Raw genomic sequence first — 15,654 nt, 5'->3', positions numbered from 1 at the left:
TTTTTTGGAATATCGGGAAGACAGGATTTGAACCTGCGACCCCCTGGTCCCAAACCAGGTGCTCTACCAAGCTGAGCCACTTCCCGTTAATAAAAGCGCGCCCGAGAGGAGTCGAACCCCTAACCTCTTGATCCGTAGTCAAACGCTCTATCCAATTGAGCTACGGGCGCATATGGTGCCGAGGGCGGGGGTCGAACCCGCACGGTGGTCACCCACCGCAGGATTTTAAGTCCTGTGCGTCTGCCTGTTCCGCCACCCCGGCATGTCATATTGAAAATTGGAGCGGAAGACGGGATTCGAACCCGCGACCCCAACCTTGGCAAGGTTGTATTCTACCACTGAACTACTTCCGCAAGACATGTATGAGTTATTTTATTAAAAGTGCGGGTGAAGGGAGTCGAACCCCCACGCCAAAGGCGCTAGATCCTAAGTCTAGTGCGTCTGCCAATTCCGCCACACCCGCATGTTTTATTAAAAATGGTGAGCCATGAAGGATTCGAACCTTCGACCCTCTGATTAAAAGTCAGATGCTCTACCAACTGAGCTAATGGCTCTTAATGGCTGGGCTAGCTGGATTCGAACCAGCGCATGACGGAGTCAAAGTCCGTTGCCTTACCGCTTGGCTATAGCCCATTAATTAAGAATGGTGGAGGGGGGCAGATTCGAACTGCCGAACCCGAAGGAGCGGATTTACAGTCCGCCGCGTTTAGCCACTTCGCTACCCCTCCGACATATATGGTGGAGGATGACGGGATCGAACCGCCGACCCCCTGCTTGTAAGGCAGGTGCTCTCCCAGCTGAGCTAATCCTCCATTTTGCCTGGCAACGTCCTACTCTCACAGGGACAAGGTCCCAACTACCATCGGCGCTAGAGAGCTTAACTTCCGTGTTCGGTATGGGAACGGGTGTGACCTCTCTGCCATCATTACCAGACTGTATTCATTTAAGACAAGAATCATTTTAACTCATTTACTTTTAAAAGTCAACAAGTTTTTTATATTCTTTCAAAACTAGATAACATTGCTTCATATTATATGGTTAAGTCCTCGATCTATTAGTATTCGTCAGCTCCACATGTCACCATGCTTCCACCTCGAACCTATCAACCTGATCATCTTTCAGGGATCTTACTAGCTTACGCTATGGGAAATCTCATCTTGAGGGGGGCTTCATGCTTAGATGCTTTCAGCACTTATCCCTTCCGCACATAGCTACCCAGCTATGCCCTTGGCAGAACAACTGGTACACCAGCGGTGCGTCCATCCCGGTCCTCTCGTACTAAGGACAGCTCCTCTCAAATTTCCTACGCCCACGACGGATAGGGACCGAACTGTCTCACGACGTTCTGAACCCAGCTCGCGTACCGCTTTAATGGGCGAACAGCCCAACCCTTGGGACCGACTACAGCCCCAGGATGCGATGAGCCGACATCGAGGTGCCAAACCTCCCCGTCGATGTGGACTCTTGGGGGAGATAAGCCTGTTATCCCCGGGGTAGCTTTTATCCGTTGAGCGATGGCCCTTCCATGCGGAACCACCGGATCACTAAGCCCGACTTTCGTCCCTGCTCGACTTGTAGGTCTCGCAGTCAAGCTCCCTTATGCCTTTGCACTCTACGAATGATTTCCAACCATTCTGAGGGAACCTTTGGGCGCCTCCGTTACACTTTAGGAGGCGACCGCCCCAGTCAAACTGCCCACCTGACACTGTCTCCCGGGTCGATAAGACCCGTAGGTTAGAATTTCAATACAGTCAGGGCGGTATCCCACCAGCGCCTCCACCGAAGCTAGCGCTCCGGTTTCAATGGCTCCCGCCTATCCTGTACAAACTGTACCAAAATTCAATATCAGGCTACAGTAAAGCTCCACGGGGTCTTTCCGTCCTGTCGCGGGTAACCTGCATCTTCACAGGTACTATAATTTCACCGAGTCTCTGGTTGAGACAGTGCCCAAATCGTTACACCTTTCGTGCGGGTCGGAACTTACCCGACAAGGAATTTCGCTACCTTAGGACCGTTATAGTTACGGCCGCCGTTTACTGGGGCTTCAGTTCAGAGCTTCGCTTACGCTAACCCCTCTCCTTAACCTTCCAGCACCGGGCAGGTGTCACCCCCTATACTTCGCCTTACGGCTTCGCAGAGAGCTGTGTTTTTGCTAAACAGTCGCTTGGGCCTATTCACTGCGGCTTTCCGTTAAGAAAGCACCCCTTCTCCCGAAGTTACGGGGTCATTTTGCCGAGTTCCTTAACCAGAGTTCTCTCGCACACCTTAGGATTCTCTCCTCGCCTACCTGTGTCGGTTTGCGGTACAGGCACCTTTTATCTCGCTAGAAGCTTTTCTTGGCAGCGGGGAATCAAAGACTTCGCTCCATAAGGAGCTTCCCCATCACAGCTCAGCCTTCACGATAAGCGGATTTGCCTACTTATCAGCCTAACTGCTTGGACGTGCACAACCAATCGCACGCTTCTTCTATCCTTCTGCGTCCCTCCATTGCTCAAACGATAAAGAGGTGGTACAGGAATATCAACCTGTTGTCCATCGCCTACGCCTGTCGGCCTCGGCTTAGGTCCTGACTAACCCTGAGCGGACGAGCCTTCCTCAGGAAACCTTAGGCATTCGGTGGACGGGATTCTCACCCGTCTTTCGCTACTCATACCGGCATTCTCACTTCTAAGCGCTCCACCAGTCCTTCCGGTCTGACTTCACTGCACTTAGAACGCTCCCCTACCACTGATACCATTGGTATCAATTCGCAGCTTCGGTGGTGTATTTAGCCCCGGTACATTTTCGGCGCAGAGTCACTCGACTAGTGAGCTATTACGCACTCTTTAAATGGTGGCTGCTTCTAAGCCAACATCCTAGTTGTCTAAGCAACTCCACATCCTTTTCCACTTAATACACACTTTGGGACCTTAGCTGGCGATCTGGGCTGTTTCCCTCTTGACTACGGATCTTATCACTCGCAGTCTGACTCCTAAGGATAAGTCATTGGCATTCGGAGTTTGACTGAATTCGGTAATCCGATGAGGACCCCTAGTTCAATCAGTGCTCTACCTCCAAGACTCTTACACTTAAGGCTAGCCCTAAAGCTATTTCGGGGAGAACCAGCTATCTCCAGGTTCGATTGGAATTTCTCCGCTACCCACACCTCATCCCCGCACTTTTCAACGTGCGTGGGTTCGGGCCTCCATTCAGTGTTACCTGAACTTCACCCTGGACATGGGTAGATCACCTGGTTTCGGGTCTACGACCACGTACTAAACGCCCTATTCAGACTCGCTTTCGCTGCGGCTCCGCCTCTTCAGCTTAACCTTGCACGGGATCGTAACTCGCCGGTTCATTCTACAAAAGGCACGCCATCACCCATTAACGGGCTCTGACTATTTGTAGGCACACGGTTTCAGGATCTCTTTCACTCCCCTTCCGGGGTGCTTTTCACCTTTCCCTCACGGTACTGGTTCACTATCGATCACTAGGGAGTATTTAGCCTTGGGAGATGGTCCTCCCAGATTCCGACGGAATTTCACGTGTTCCGCCGTACTCAGGATACATTCAAGAGAGAACGAAGTTTCGACTACGGGGTTGTTACCCTCTACGACGGACCTTTCCAGGTCGCTTCGTCTACCTCGTTCCTTTGTAACTCCGTATAGAATGTCCTACAACCCCAAGAGGCAAGCCTCTTGGTTTGGGCTATGTTCCGTTTCGCTCGCCGCTACTCAGGAAATCGCATTTGCTTTCTCTTCCTCCAGGTACTTAGATGTTTCAGTTCCCTGGGTCTGTCTTCCATACCCTATGTATTCAGGTAAGGATACCATACCATTACGTATAGTGGGTTTCCCCATTCGGAAATCTTCGGATCAAAGCTTACTTACAGCTCCCCGAAGCATATCGGCGTTAGTCCCGTCCTTCATCGACTCCTAGTGTCAAGGCATCCACCGTGCGCCCTTTCTAACTTAACCAAACTAAAAATTAAAAAATATGAGCTACACTGTTATCTAGTTTTCAAAGAACATACATTTATATATGAGAGATAGTTCTCTCAAAACTGAACAAAACGAAACACGGAAACTTATATTGATGAACAGCGTTCATCAATTCTCCATAGAAAGGAGGTGATCCAGCCGCACCTTCCGATACGGCTACCTTGTTACGACTTCACCCCAATCATCTGTCCCACCTTAGGCGGCTGGCTCCAAAAAGGTTACCCCACCGACTTCGGGTGTTACAAACTCTCGTGGTGTGACGGGCGGTGTGTACAAGGCCCGGGAACGTATTCACCGCGGCATGCTGATCCGCGATTACTAGCGATTCCAGCTTCATGTAGGCGAGTTGCAGCCTACAATCCGAACTGAGAACGGTTTTATGAGATTAGCTCCACCTCGCGGTCTTGCAGCTCTTTGTACCGTCCATTGTAGCACGTGTGTAGCCCAGGTCATAAGGGGCATGATGATTTGACGTCATCCCCACCTTCCTCCGGTTTGTCACCGGCAGTCACCTTAGAGTGCCCAACTTAATGATGGCAACTAAGATCAAGGGTTGCGCTCGTTGCGGGACTTAACCCAACATCTCACGACACGAGCTGACGACAACCATGCACCACCTGTCACTCTGCTCCCGAAGGAGAAGCCCTATCTCTAGGGTTTTCAGAGGATGTCAAGACCTGGTAAGGTTCTTCGCGTTGCTTCGAATTAAACCACATGCTCCACCGCTTGTGCGGGCCCCCGTCAATTCCTTTGAGTTTCAGCCTTGCGGCCGTACTCCCCAGGCGGAGTGCTTAATGCGTTAACTTCAGCACTAAAGGGCGGAAACCCTCTAACACTTAGCACTCATCGTTTACGGCGTGGACTACCAGGGTATCTAATCCTGTTTGCTCCCCACGCTTTCGCGCCTCAGTGTCAGTTACAGACCAGAAAGTCGCCTTCGCCACTGGTGTTCCTCCATATCTCTACGCATTTCACCGCTACACATGGAATTCCACTTTCCTCTTCTGCACTCAAGTCTCCCAGTTTCCAATGACCCTCCACGGTTGAGCCGTGGGCTTTCACATCAGACTTAAGAAACCACCTGCGCGCGCTTTACGCCCAATAATTCCGGATAACGCTTGCCACCTACGTATTACCGCGGCTGCTGGCACGTAGTTAGCCGTGGCTTTCTGGTTAGGTACCGTCAAGGTGCCAGCTTATTCAACTAGCACTTGTTCTTCCCTAACAACAGAGTTTTACGACCCGAAAGCCTTCATCACTCACGCGGCGTTGCTCCGTCAGACTTTCGTCCATTGCGGAAGATTCCCTACTGCTGCCTCCCGTAGGAGTCTGGGCCGTGTCTCAGTCCCAGTGTGGCCGATCACCCTCTCAGGTCGGCTACGCATCGTTGCCTTGGTGAGCCGTTACCTCACCAACTAGCTAATGCGACGCGGGTCCATCCATAAGTGACAGCCAAAGCCACCTTTCAATTTCGAACCATGCGGTTCAAAATGTTATCCGGTATTAGCCCCGGTTTCCCGGAGTTATCCCAGTCTTATGGGCAGGTTACCCACGTGTTACTCACCCGTCCGCCGCTAACTTCTTGAGAGCAAGCTCTCAATCCATTCGCTCGACTTGCATGTATTAGGCACGCCGCCAGCGTTCATCCTGAGCCAGGATCAAACTCTCCAATAAAGTTAGTTTGTCTAGCATCTAAAAATAAAAATTGACGTTTCACGTTGTTTGTTTCGTTCAGTTTTCAAAGAACTTGTCCGCCGCTTCAGAAGCGACTTCATCATATTAACATCTTCATTTTTCGATGTCAACTAAGTTTTTAAATTTCTTTTTTGTCGTTTTCTGCGTTTCCGCATCAGCGACGTTTATTAATATACCATCATGATTTTTAAATAACAAGTGTTTTTTATAAAAAACAAAAAAAAAATTATCTATCCTACTTTCTTCTATAGAAAGAATTATTATCCTTCCTACTAAAAATAGTTATTCTGATTGTATACTACTACACTTCATTCAACCAAATTGCATTTCACAATACCTTCCCAGGTTTTCATTCTCTTCTATATTAAAGTTTATAATAATTATCCTTCTATAGAATAACGATATAACTTAGCCGTAAGAAAAAATCCCATCCACATTAAACAATTCCAATGCAAATATAAACTTAAGAATATTGTTAGAATTTTTTTACATTTAATTAATGAAAAATATCCATTTTTTGTTATATAGTAAGAAAGGATGTACTCAACTATAAATAAACCAATGGAGGAATTATTTTATGGATAGGTTAACAAAGTTTTCATTAAAAAACCGAGCTGCCATTATCATCATGATTTTTCTCATTTCCATACTCGGTGTTTATTCCGGCTCTAAATTACCTATGGAATTTTTACCAAGTATCGACAATCCAGCAATTACCGTCACAACCTTATCTCAAGGACTCGACGCTGAAACGATGACAAAGGATATAACTGATCCTCTCGAAAAACAATTTCGCAATTTAGAACACGTCGACACCATTACTTCTTCTACATACGAGGGATTATCACGTATCGACATTGCGTATACATCAAAAGCAAACATGAAAGATGCAGCACGCGAAGTCGAAAAAGCCGTCAATACAATTAAATTACCTAAAGATGTAACCAAGCCCGTAGTTAGTCAACTAAACACTTCTATGATTCCACTCGCCCAAATTACTATCCAGAAACAAAACGGGTTTTCAAAAGCAGATGAAAAACAAATTGAAAAAGAAATCGTACCACAACTCGAAAACATTGATGGTGTTGCTAATGTTATGTTTTTCGGAAAATCCACCTCTGAATTATCTATCGTACTTGATCCGAACCAATTAAAAAACAAAAACGTAACATCACAGCAGGTACTCACTGTTTTACAAGGAAAAGAAACTTCTACTCCAGCTGGGGCAATTACTGTTAATCAGGAAGAATACAACCTTCGCGTCATTGGGGACATAAAAAATGTAAATGACATTAAAAACATCACTGTGGTACCCCAAGTGAAATTGCAAGACATTGCTCAAATCGAAATCAAACAACACTACGATACAATCTCACATATAAACGGCGAAGAAGGCACTGGATTAATCATCATGAAAGAACCGAGCAAAAATGCAGTTGCAATTGGAAAAGAGATTGATAAAAAAGTTAAAGAGATAAATAAGGAATATAAAGATCAGTTTTCCATTAAACTTTTGGCCTCAACCCATGAACAAGTTGAAAATGCTGTTACTAGCATGGGAAAAGAAGTAATACTTGGAGCAATCGCTGCAACTCTAATTATCTTAATCTTTTTACGTAACTTCCGAACAACACTCATCGCTGTTGTCAGTATTCCATTATCTATTTTATTAACACTCTTTTTACTACATCAATCTAACATCACACTTAACATTTTAACCCTTGGTGGTTTAGCTGTTGCGGTTGGACGTCTCGTCGATGATAGTATCGTTGTCATCGAGAATATTTTCCGCCGTTTACAAAAAGATTCTTTCTCTAAAAATATTATTCTTGATGCAACGAAAGAAGTTGCCGTCGCAATTACTTCTTCTACTTTAACAACGGTCGCTGTTTTTTTACCTATCGGCCTCGTATCGGGAGCAATCGGAAAATTAATGTTACCTATGGTATTAGCAGTTGTATATTCTATTCTATCATCCTTAATCGTTGCACTCACAGTCGTTCCACTTATGGCTTTTTTACTACTCAAAAAAACAAAGCATCGAAAGCCAAGTTCTTCATCACGATATGTCGCTACGTTAAAGTGGTCTCTTTCTCATAAATTCATTATTCTACTTACTGCATTTTTATTATTTGCAGGATCAATTGCAGCCTATATATTACTACCGAAAGCAAACATAAAATCTGAGGACGACACAATGTTATCTATTAACATGACATTTCCAGCCGATTATAATACTGAAGCTCAAAAACAAAAAGCATTTGATTTCGAAAAGAAATTACTTTCTAATTCAGATGTAACAGACGTTATTTTACGAATGGGATCTAGCGCAGAAGATGCACAATGGGGGCAAACAACTAAAAATAACCTTGCTAGTATATTTGTAGTCTTTAAAAAAGGTTCTGATATTGATCAATATATTAAAGAGTTAAAAAAGGAAAATAAAACTTTTGAGCCTGCTGAACTTGATTATATAAAAACAAGTTATTCAAGCTCTGGCGGCGGCAACAACTTACAATTTAACGTAACAGCTACTAACGAAGCGGATTTAAAAGAGGCGGCTACTATCGTCGAAACAAAACTAAAAAGCATGGATGATCTTTCTAAAGTAAAAACGAATTTAGAAGACTCTAAGAAAGAATGGCAAATTCATATTGATCAAACAAAGGCTGAACAACTAGGTTTAACACCAGAAATAGCTGCGCAACAAGTAGCATTCCTTATGAAGAAGTCACCTATTGGCGAAATTACAATTAATAATGAAAAAACTACTATTATGATAGAACATAAAAAGGAAAACATTAGTAAACAAGAAGATATTTTAAATATAAACATACTATCACCTACTAATGGACCAATTCCTTTAAAAGACATCGCAACTATTTCAGAAAAACAAACGCAAACAGAAATTTTCCATAAAGACGGAAAAGAAACAATTCAAATTACCGCCGAAGCTTCAAATGAAGATTTGAGTAAAGTAAACACAGCAGTAAATAAAGCGATAACCGACTTAGATTTACCTAGCGGTTCAAAAGTAAATATCGCAGGAGCTACTGAATCTATGCAAGAGAATTTTACAGATTTATTCAAAATTATGGGGATTGCAATCGGGATTGTATATTTAATTATGGTTATCACCTTCGGCCAAGCACGCGCTCCTTTTGCAATCCTATTCTCCTTACCGTTAGCTGCTGTCGGTGGTATTTTAGGATTAATCATCTCAAGAACACCTGTTGATGTAAATTCCTTGATTGGCGCATTAATGTTAATCGGGATTGTTGTTACAAACGCTATTGTATTAATAGAAAGAGTCCAACAAAATCGGGAACACGGAATGGAAACTAGAGAAGCCTTACTTGAAGCAGGTTCTACTAGACTACGCCCAATTATTATGACAGCTATTACAACAATCGTTGCTATGCTCCCACTCCTATTTGGCCAATCCCAAGCAGGAAGTATGGTATCAAAAAGTTTAGCCGTCGTTGTCATCGGCGGTTTGGCAGTCTCAACTGTTCTTACATTAGTAGTCGTTCCAGTTATGTATGAACTATTAGATAAAATCGGGAGAAAAAGACGCTCCCGTAGGAAAATAAGCACTTCTACAGAAACACCTGATATTTAAAAATAAAAGACGTTATCTTCACAAATGAAGATAACGTCTTTTCTCTACTTAGTCATATAATCCATCATTTTTTCCACATATTGCTCTATAGGTTTACTAGAATCCACAATAAGGTATTCATTATTTAAAGGTCTTTGACTACCATTTAACCACTTTTCAAAACCTACTTCCGACTCCACCTTTTCAATTTGACTGATCATACGCTTACGTGTTTGCAGTCTCCTATTAATCTCTTCCATATCATTAAGATAACACTCAATATATTTATATTTCACACCATGTTTAGTTGATAATTTAATTCCTTATTCAACCATTCCCTCATATAAACACGGACTATCCAATATAACACTATGCCCTTGTTCTAAATAAGAATCAATCAATACCCATTCGGCATCATACGCAAGCCCACCAACAATCGTTGATTCAATTCCTTTTACTTTTAATGATTTTAACAACGCGGATTTCAAAACATCATGATCTATAATTACAGCACCTGTTAATTTCGCTATATACTTAGAAACTGTCGATTTTCCTGACCCAGGAAAACCTGACATTTGCAGAAAAAACAAATTAAAACTCCTCTCTAAATTACATCTGTTCGTCTATATAATTAATTACAAATTCAACAATCATTACATCCATTCCTTCTATATTAAAATACAAAAGAACCCCCTACCTATAAATAGAGAGTTCTTCTTTATAATTTATGCCGCTTTTACCTTTTTCGTTGTTTTACTTTTTCTTTTCGTTCCTGTAAAGCGCTTGTGTAATATAGACGCTATCAAGCGTGAAATAACATTGAATAGTAATACCATAATGATTAATACAGCTGCAGATTTTGTCGCAATCAACTTCGCATCTGGAATAACTCCTTCAGAATTTAATTTCCAAATGTGAACCGCTAATGTTTCAGCTGGTCTAAACGGATTTAAAGGATGCGCAGGGCTCGAGAAATCCGCTGCTGAATTTAAAATCGGGGATGTTAAACCCGCTGTGTAAATTAATGCTGCCGCTTCCCCAAATATACGACCCGCCGCTAAAATAATCCCTGTAATAATTTGTGGTAATGACGATGGGATAATAATACGAGCGATTGTTTGCCACTTCGTTGCACCTAATCCAAGACTTGCCTCTTTTACATTATGAGGAACTTCTGAAATCGCATTTTCACAAACACGCGTTAAACCTGGTAAATTTAAAATAGTTAAAGCAAGAGCACCACCCATTACTGTGTATCCCCAACCTGTCATTGTAACGAACACTAACAAACCAAATAAACCAACAACAATAGAAGGTAAAGACGCCATCGTCTCTATACATAGACGAACAAAATTTAAAAAACGTCCTTGTTTTGCGTACTCTGCTAAATATATTCCAGCACCTAATCCAAGAGGAATAGATATAATAAGCGTTATAACAAGCATGTAGAAGGAATTGAATAACTGCGGACCAATCCCACCACCAGCTCTTGTATTGCTTGGTTCTCCAAACAAGAAATTAGGATCCCAAAATCCCCATCCCTTTTGTAAAATCTCAAATACTAAGAACACTAGCAAAGCTACAACTAAAGCCGCAACCGCATAAAAGATACCCGTCCAAACTTTATTTACCGTTCTTGCATTCATTATTATCGCTCACCTCTTTGCCCAATCGCTCGAATTACTAAAATAAACAGGAATGAAATAACAAGTAAAATCATCGCTAAAGTCCATAGCGCATTGTTCCAAGCAGTTCCGTTCAATGTATTCGTCATGTCCATTGTTAAAATACCAGTTAACGTCGCTGTCGGACTATATATTCCTTCTGGTAATTTAATCGTATTCCCGATTACCATCTGAACCGCTAACGCTTCACCGAAAGCACGCGCTAAGCCTAAAACAACACCTGTTAAAATCCCTTTTTTCGCAGCAGGAACAATCACTCGGCTAATCGCTTGCCATTTCGTTGATCCTAGACCATAAGAAGCTTCTAAATAATCAAATGGAACAGAACGTATTGCATCAGAAGCGATACTAGCAATAGTAGGTAAAATCATAATACTTAATACAACAATACCCGCAATTAAACTAAAGCCTACTCCCCCAAACGAATCACGTAATAGTGGTACTAAAATCGTAACCCCTAATAATCCGTATACAACCGAAGGAATACCAACTAACAATTCTAGAACAGGCTTCAATACTTTATTTCCAAACTTTGGCGAAATTAAATTCATGAATATAGCAAGAGCTATAGCAATTGGTGCACTAATAATAACCGCACCTAACGAAACCACCGTTGAACCTACAATGAAAATTAAAGCCCCGAAGGATCCTTGATCAGCATTTGGATTCCATTTTGTCGATGTTAACATCTCAGTAAACGAGATACCACTTTGTGTAAAAGATTGAATACCTTTACCACAAATAAACGCAATAATAGCTAATGTGATTAAAACAATAAAAATACCACAAAACGTAACAAGTGATCTTCCTATATATTCACTTTTTACGTAATTAATTTGTTTTTTCCCCTTCATCACAGGACAGACCCCACTTCACAGATTGAAATGAACAGGACTGGCCTTGCAGCCAGCCCCATAAAACTTTATTACTTATTTAATTTAGACATTGGAATGTAGCCCATATCTTCTACTTGCTTTTCAAAGTCTTTACCTTTTACATAATCGATGTAAGCTTTTGTTGCTTCTTTCGCTTCACCTTTTGTTACCATATACTCGTAAGACCAGAATGGATATTTACCAGACGCAATGTTTTCAACTTTCGGTTCAGCACCATCAATTTTCACTGTTTGTAGTGCACCTTTTTTATCTCCAACCATGTAAGACATCGCTAAATAGCTTACTGAACCTGGAGTAGAATTGATAGCTTGCTCTACTGCACCGTTAGAATCTTGTGTTGTACCAGTTCCATCATTAATTTTCGCGTCTTTCATAATCGTTTTTTCAAATGTAGCACGTGTACCAGATGAAGCCGGACGATTAATTACGTTGATTTTTTCATCTTTTCCGCCTACTTCTTTCCAGTTTGTTACTTTTCCAGTGAAGATATCTTGTACTTGTTGCACTGTTAAGTTATCAACTTTTACATCTTTATTTACGACAAGAGCGAATGCAATACCCGCTACCTTGTTATCTACTAATTCTTTCGCCTTTTCAGCATCTTTTATTTTATCTCCAGACGGAACATCTGAATTACCAATTTGTACTGCACCAGATGCTACTTGGTTAATCCCAGTTCCACTACCGCCACCTTGAACTTGAATAGAAACTTTTGAATTTTTCTCCATGAATTTCTTTCCAGCTTCCTCCGCAAGAGGTAGAAGAGCTGTAGAACCAGCTGCTGCAATCGTACCTGATAATTCTTGTTTTGTATTATCGCTTCCTTTAGCAGTTTCTTTACTAGTTGTATCTTCTGCTTTCCCACACCCAACTAATGCTCCTGCTACCACTAAAGCTGCTAAAGAAAATTTAATACCTTTTTTCATAACCATGTCTTGTACCCCCATTTGGATTATCACTTTTCGAATTCATTTTCTTTCGAACACAAATTCATTGTAGGACAACAATATTATGTGAGTGTTAAGCAATTTTTAATTTTAAGTAAATGACGATAATCATCCTCAAAAGCTAGGAATCCCAACATTTGTAGTTAAAGAAGCAAACAAAAACCACACTAACTATGCTGTAATGTAAATTTATTCTTAACAATGTAAATTCAATGTAAATGTTTTTCTCTCTTTTTCCCTTTTAGTTAAAGTTACATTTACAATTCCGCTGTATTTTGTAACTTTTTCACGCCTAATTTATGCACATTAAAAAGAATTTCAGTAATATTTTTTAGTACAACTAAATAAATTGGAACAATTCTAAAATTAAATGAATATTTTTAAAGTACTAATTGACAGCATCATCCAATGTAGTCTACTATATTACTAACAAAAAGTTTACCTAAGGAAACTTTTTAAACTAACACTAAAAATATAGAGAAGAGGTAACTTTTATGGTATCGGCTAATACTAAACCCCTTTCCGAGTTTAAAACAGGGGAGTTTGTACAAATTGAGAAGATACAATTAGAAGGAACTATGAAACGACGTTTATTAGATTTGGGATTTATCCCAGGGGCAACGATTAAAGTATTGCAACGCAGTCCACTTGGAGATCCGGTCGCTTATCAAGTGAGCAACACAACTATTGCACTGCGCAAAGAAGAAAGCTCCCTTATTTTCGGGGTATTAATAGGAGATGATTTCAGATGAGCAAACATCGTATTGCTTTAGCTGGTAACCCGAATACCGGGAAAAGTACATTATTTAATACTTTAACAGGTTTAAAACAACATACTGGAAACTGGACGGGAAAAACTGTTTTAAAAGCTGAAGGAGAATATGAACATAACGGAAGTAATTATACATTAATAGATTTACCTGGAACTTACTCACTATACTCAAATTCCGCAGACGAAGAAGTAGCGAGGGATTATATTATATTCGAAAAACCAGAAGTAACTGTAGTTGTCATAGACGCAACTGCTATGGAAAGAAATTTAAATTTAGCACTCCAGGTGATGGAGATGACAAATAATGTAGTCATTTGCATTAACTTAATTGATGAAGCCGAGAAAAAAGGGATTGTTATCGATGAAAAGAAATTAGCAAAATCACTTGGTGTACCTGTCGTTAAAATTTCAGCACGTAACCGAGTAGGTATTGGTCATTTGCTAAATGTTATTGCAAAAGTAGCAAATAAAAAACTAATTCCAACACCAATTAAAATTACTTACAGCGAAAAAATCGAAAATATGATTCAGGAATTAGAACCACAAATTTATAAAGTGTTCGGTGATACGTATCCAGCACGTTGGATTGCGTTACGTATATTAGATGGAGATAAAAATTTCTTAACTACACTTCAAAAGCACCATAATGAACCACTTGTAAGGGAGGTCGTAATTAATGGAATCTCACTCAGCCAGTAAAGCTCTTCCATTAGACTATATTATTCAACATGCACAAACACTTTCAAAAGAAGATATACGAGATGATATAGTCGGAGATATTTACCGAACATCTGCAAGCATATGTAAAGAATCTGTCCAATATACAAATACTGATAAATTATATCGTTCCGAAAAACTAGATAAAATTTTCACATCTCCAATCTGGGGATTCCCAATTATGCTCGGTATTTTATCTATTATTTTTTATCTTACAATTGCAGGCGCTAACGTACCATCTGATATGATTGCCGAATTCTTCGGATGGGCCGAAGGATATTTAACATCTTGGTTCCAAGCAGCGCATGCACCTGAATGGTTACATGGCATTTTAATACTTGGTTTGTTCCGTGGTATCGGTGCTGTTATTAGCGTTATGTTACCACCTATGGCAATCTTTTTCCCTATGTTCGCGCTATTAGAAAACTACGGATACTTACCACGTGTCGCGTTTAATATGGACCGCTTATTCAAACGATCCGGCGCACACGGGAAACAATCTTTAACAATGGCAATGGGATTTGGTTGTAATGCAGCAGCCATTATGTCAACACGTATCATTGAATCACCACGTGAACGTATGCTAGCAATTTTAACGAACAACTTCGTTCCTTGTAACGGTCGCTGGCCTATGTTAATTTTAATGGCTTCACTATTTATGGCTGCTGGTTATACAGGCAGTATGCAAACATTGGTTACTGCTGGCGTTGTAGTTGGAATGGTTGTAATTGGTGTTATTATGACATTAACTGTTTCTTGGGTACTATCAAAAACAGCCTTAAAAGGGGTTCCAACTCACTACACACTGGAGTTACCTCCGTACCGCAAGCCAAAAGTTTGGAATACAATTGTTCGCGCAACACTCGATAAATCAATCTACGTTTTAAAACGAGCTATAGTTGTTGCTGCCCCTGCAGCTGCATTAACTTGGTTACTTGCTAATATTTTTATCGGTGACACAAGCTTACTTATGTATTTTGTAAATTTCCTAGATCCATTTGCTAAAATGTTAGGACTTGACGGGTTTATTCTAGCTGCATTCATTCTTGGACTACCCGCTAATGAAATTGTAATCCCAATTTTATTAATGTCTTACTTATCAACTGGGGCTTTAACTGAAATAGATGATTTTAATCAAATTAAAAATCTATTCCTAGAAAATGGTTGGACTTGGTTAACAGCGTTAAACACAATGTTGTTCTCACTTCTTCATTTCCCGTGTGGAACAACACTGGTTAACATATACAAAGAAACAAAAAGTGCAAAATGGACATTCTTATCGTTTGCAATCCCTACCGTTATCGCCATTGTTGTTACATTCCTCTCTACACAATTGGTACATTGGTTAGGGCTTGTATAAA

At 41.0% G+C, this 15,654-nt stretch carries 7 protein-coding genes, 9 tRNA genes, 3 rRNA genes and 1 pseudogene; 4 read left to right on the top strand and 16 right to left on the bottom strand.

What is annotated here, in order from left to right:
* Positions 1–12 precede the first annotated feature (12 nt).
* The 12 genes from QCI81_RS18065 to QCI81_RS18010 form a co-directional block, all read right to left on the bottom strand.
* A tRNA-Pro gene (locus QCI81_RS18065) sits at positions 13–86 on the bottom strand.
* Positions 87–96: 10 nt separating this feature from the next.
* Positions 97–170, bottom strand: a tRNA-Arg gene (locus tag QCI81_RS18060).
* A gap of 3 nt (positions 171–173) precedes the next feature.
* Positions 174–262 (bottom strand) — tRNA-Leu (locus tag QCI81_RS18055).
* A 16-nt stretch (positions 263–278) separates the two neighbouring features.
* Positions 279–353 (bottom strand) — tRNA-Gly (locus tag QCI81_RS18050).
* A 29-nt stretch (positions 354–382) separates the two neighbouring features.
* A tRNA-Leu gene (locus QCI81_RS18045) sits at positions 383–463 on the bottom strand.
* A 15-nt stretch (positions 464–478) separates the two neighbouring features.
* Positions 479–554, bottom strand: a tRNA-Lys gene (locus QCI81_RS18040).
* 4 nt (positions 555–558) lie between these two features.
* A tRNA-Gln gene (locus QCI81_RS18035) sits at positions 559–633 on the bottom strand.
* 11 nt (positions 634–644) lie between these two features.
* Positions 645–728: transfer RNA gene (locus QCI81_RS18030), tRNA-Tyr, on the bottom strand.
* A gap of 8 nt (positions 729–736) precedes the next feature.
* Positions 737–812, bottom strand: a tRNA-Val gene (locus tag QCI81_RS18025).
* 5 nt (positions 813–817) lie between these two features.
* Positions 818–933 (bottom strand): 5S ribosomal RNA (gene rrf / locus QCI81_RS18020).
* 101 nt (positions 934–1,034) lie between these two features.
* A 23S ribosomal RNA gene (locus QCI81_RS18015) occupies positions 1,035–3,956 on the bottom strand.
* A gap of 146 nt (positions 3,957–4,102) precedes the next feature.
* Positions 4,103–5,654, bottom strand: a 16S ribosomal RNA gene (locus QCI81_RS18010).
* The 16S, 23S and 5S rRNA genes sit together here with 9 tRNA genes alongside, the layout of an rRNA operon.
* 598 nt (positions 5,655–6,252) lie before the next feature.
* Between QCI81_RS18010 and QCI81_RS18005 the strand changes: the two genes are divergently transcribed.
* Entirely contained in the window at positions 6,253–9,297 is a 3,045-nt protein-coding gene (locus tag QCI81_RS18005) for an efflux RND transporter permease subunit (RefSeq protein ID WP_071732204.1), read from the top strand.
* A 44-nt stretch (positions 9,298–9,341) separates the two neighbouring features.
* On the opposite strand, the pseudogene QCI81_RS18000 reads toward QCI81_RS18005, so the two are convergent.
* The 4 genes and pseudogenes from QCI81_RS18000 to QCI81_RS17985 form a co-directional block, all read right to left on the bottom strand.
* Positions 9,342–9,866, bottom strand: a pseudogene (locus QCI81_RS18000) (P-loop nucleotide/nucleoside kinase family protein).
* Positions 9,867–10,001: 135 nt separating this feature from the next.
* Positions 10,002–10,922 carry a phosphate ABC transporter permease PstA gene (gene pstA / locus QCI81_RS17995; protein ID WP_098919687.1) on the bottom strand — a complete coding sequence of 307 codons (921 nt, stop codon included), beginning with the start codon at positions 10,920–10,922 and terminating at the stop codon, positions 10,002–10,004.
* 2 nt (positions 10,923–10,924) lie between these two features.
* Positions 10,925–11,815, bottom strand: a complete 891-nt coding sequence (pstC, locus tag QCI81_RS17990; protein ID WP_000676676.1) for a phosphate ABC transporter permease subunit PstC — start codon at positions 11,813–11,815, stop codon at positions 10,925–10,927.
* 71 nt (positions 11,816–11,886) lie between these two features.
* Entirely contained in the window at positions 11,887–12,789 is a 903-nt protein-coding gene (locus QCI81_RS17985; protein WP_000245112.1) for a phosphate ABC transporter substrate-binding protein PstS family protein, read from the bottom strand.
* A 509-nt stretch (positions 12,790–13,298) separates the two neighbouring features.
* On the opposite strand from QCI81_RS17985, the gene QCI81_RS17980 reads away from it, so the two are divergent.
* The 3 genes from QCI81_RS17980 to QCI81_RS17970 are packed head-to-tail and all read left to right on the top strand — an operon-like array spanning position 13,299 to position 15,653.
* The gene (locus QCI81_RS17980) at positions 13,299–13,556 is read left to right on the top strand and encodes a FeoA family protein (RefSeq protein ID WP_000252989.1); all 258 of its coding nucleotides are present in this window, start codon (positions 13,299–13,301) and stop codon (positions 13,554–13,556) included.
* Positions 13,553–14,275 (top strand): FeoB small GTPase domain-containing protein, encoded by a 723-nt coding sequence (locus tag QCI81_RS17975; RefSeq protein WP_000033865.1) that lies wholly within the window; start codon positions 13,553–13,555, stop codon positions 14,273–14,275. The genes QCI81_RS17980 and QCI81_RS17975 overlap by 4 nt, the downstream gene beginning before the upstream one ends.
* The gene (locus tag QCI81_RS17970) at positions 14,253–15,653 is read left to right on the top strand and encodes a nucleoside recognition domain-containing protein (protein WP_000443602.1); all 1,401 of its coding nucleotides are present in this window, start codon (positions 14,253–14,255) and stop codon (positions 15,651–15,653) included. Before QCI81_RS17975 ends, QCI81_RS17970 begins: the two co-directional genes overlap by 23 nt.
* The last annotated feature ends 1 nt before the right edge of the window (position 15,654 follow it).

Origin of the sequence: Bacillus cereus group sp. MG20, assembly GCF_040459885.1 — a bacterium.
In the GTDB taxonomy this organism is placed as follows: Bacteria; Bacillota; Bacilli; order Bacillales; family Bacillaceae_G; genus Bacillus_A; species Bacillus_A cereus.
Note: the sequence above shows the minus strand (reverse complement) of the source record. Positions and strands in the feature narration are given on the sequence as shown.

Bases quoted from the DNA above. Each gene is read 5' to 3' on its own strand.
- QCI81_RS18005 (WP_071732204.1), top strand. From the start codon at position 6,253: ATGGATAGGTTAACAAAGTTTTCATTAAAAAACCGAGCTGCCATTATC.
- pstA (WP_098919687.1), bottom strand. From the start codon at position 10,922: ATGAATGCAAGAACGGTAAATAAAGTTTGGACGGGTATCTTTTATGCG.
- pstC (WP_000676676.1), bottom strand. From the start codon at position 11,815: ATGAAGGGGAAAAAACAAATTAATTACGTAAAAAGTGAATATATAGGA.
- QCI81_RS17985 (WP_000245112.1), bottom strand. From the start codon at position 12,789: ATGGTTATGAAAAAAGGTATTAAATTTTCTTTAGCAGCTTTAGTGGTA.
- QCI81_RS17980 (WP_000252989.1), top strand. From the start codon at position 13,299: ATGGTATCGGCTAATACTAAACCCCTTTCCGAGTTTAAAACAGGGGAG.
- QCI81_RS17975 (WP_000033865.1), top strand. From the start codon at position 13,553: ATGAGCAAACATCGTATTGCTTTAGCTGGTAACCCGAATACCGGGAAA.
- QCI81_RS17970 (WP_000443602.1), top strand. From the start codon at position 14,253: ATGGAATCTCACTCAGCCAGTAAAGCTCTTCCATTAGACTATATTATT.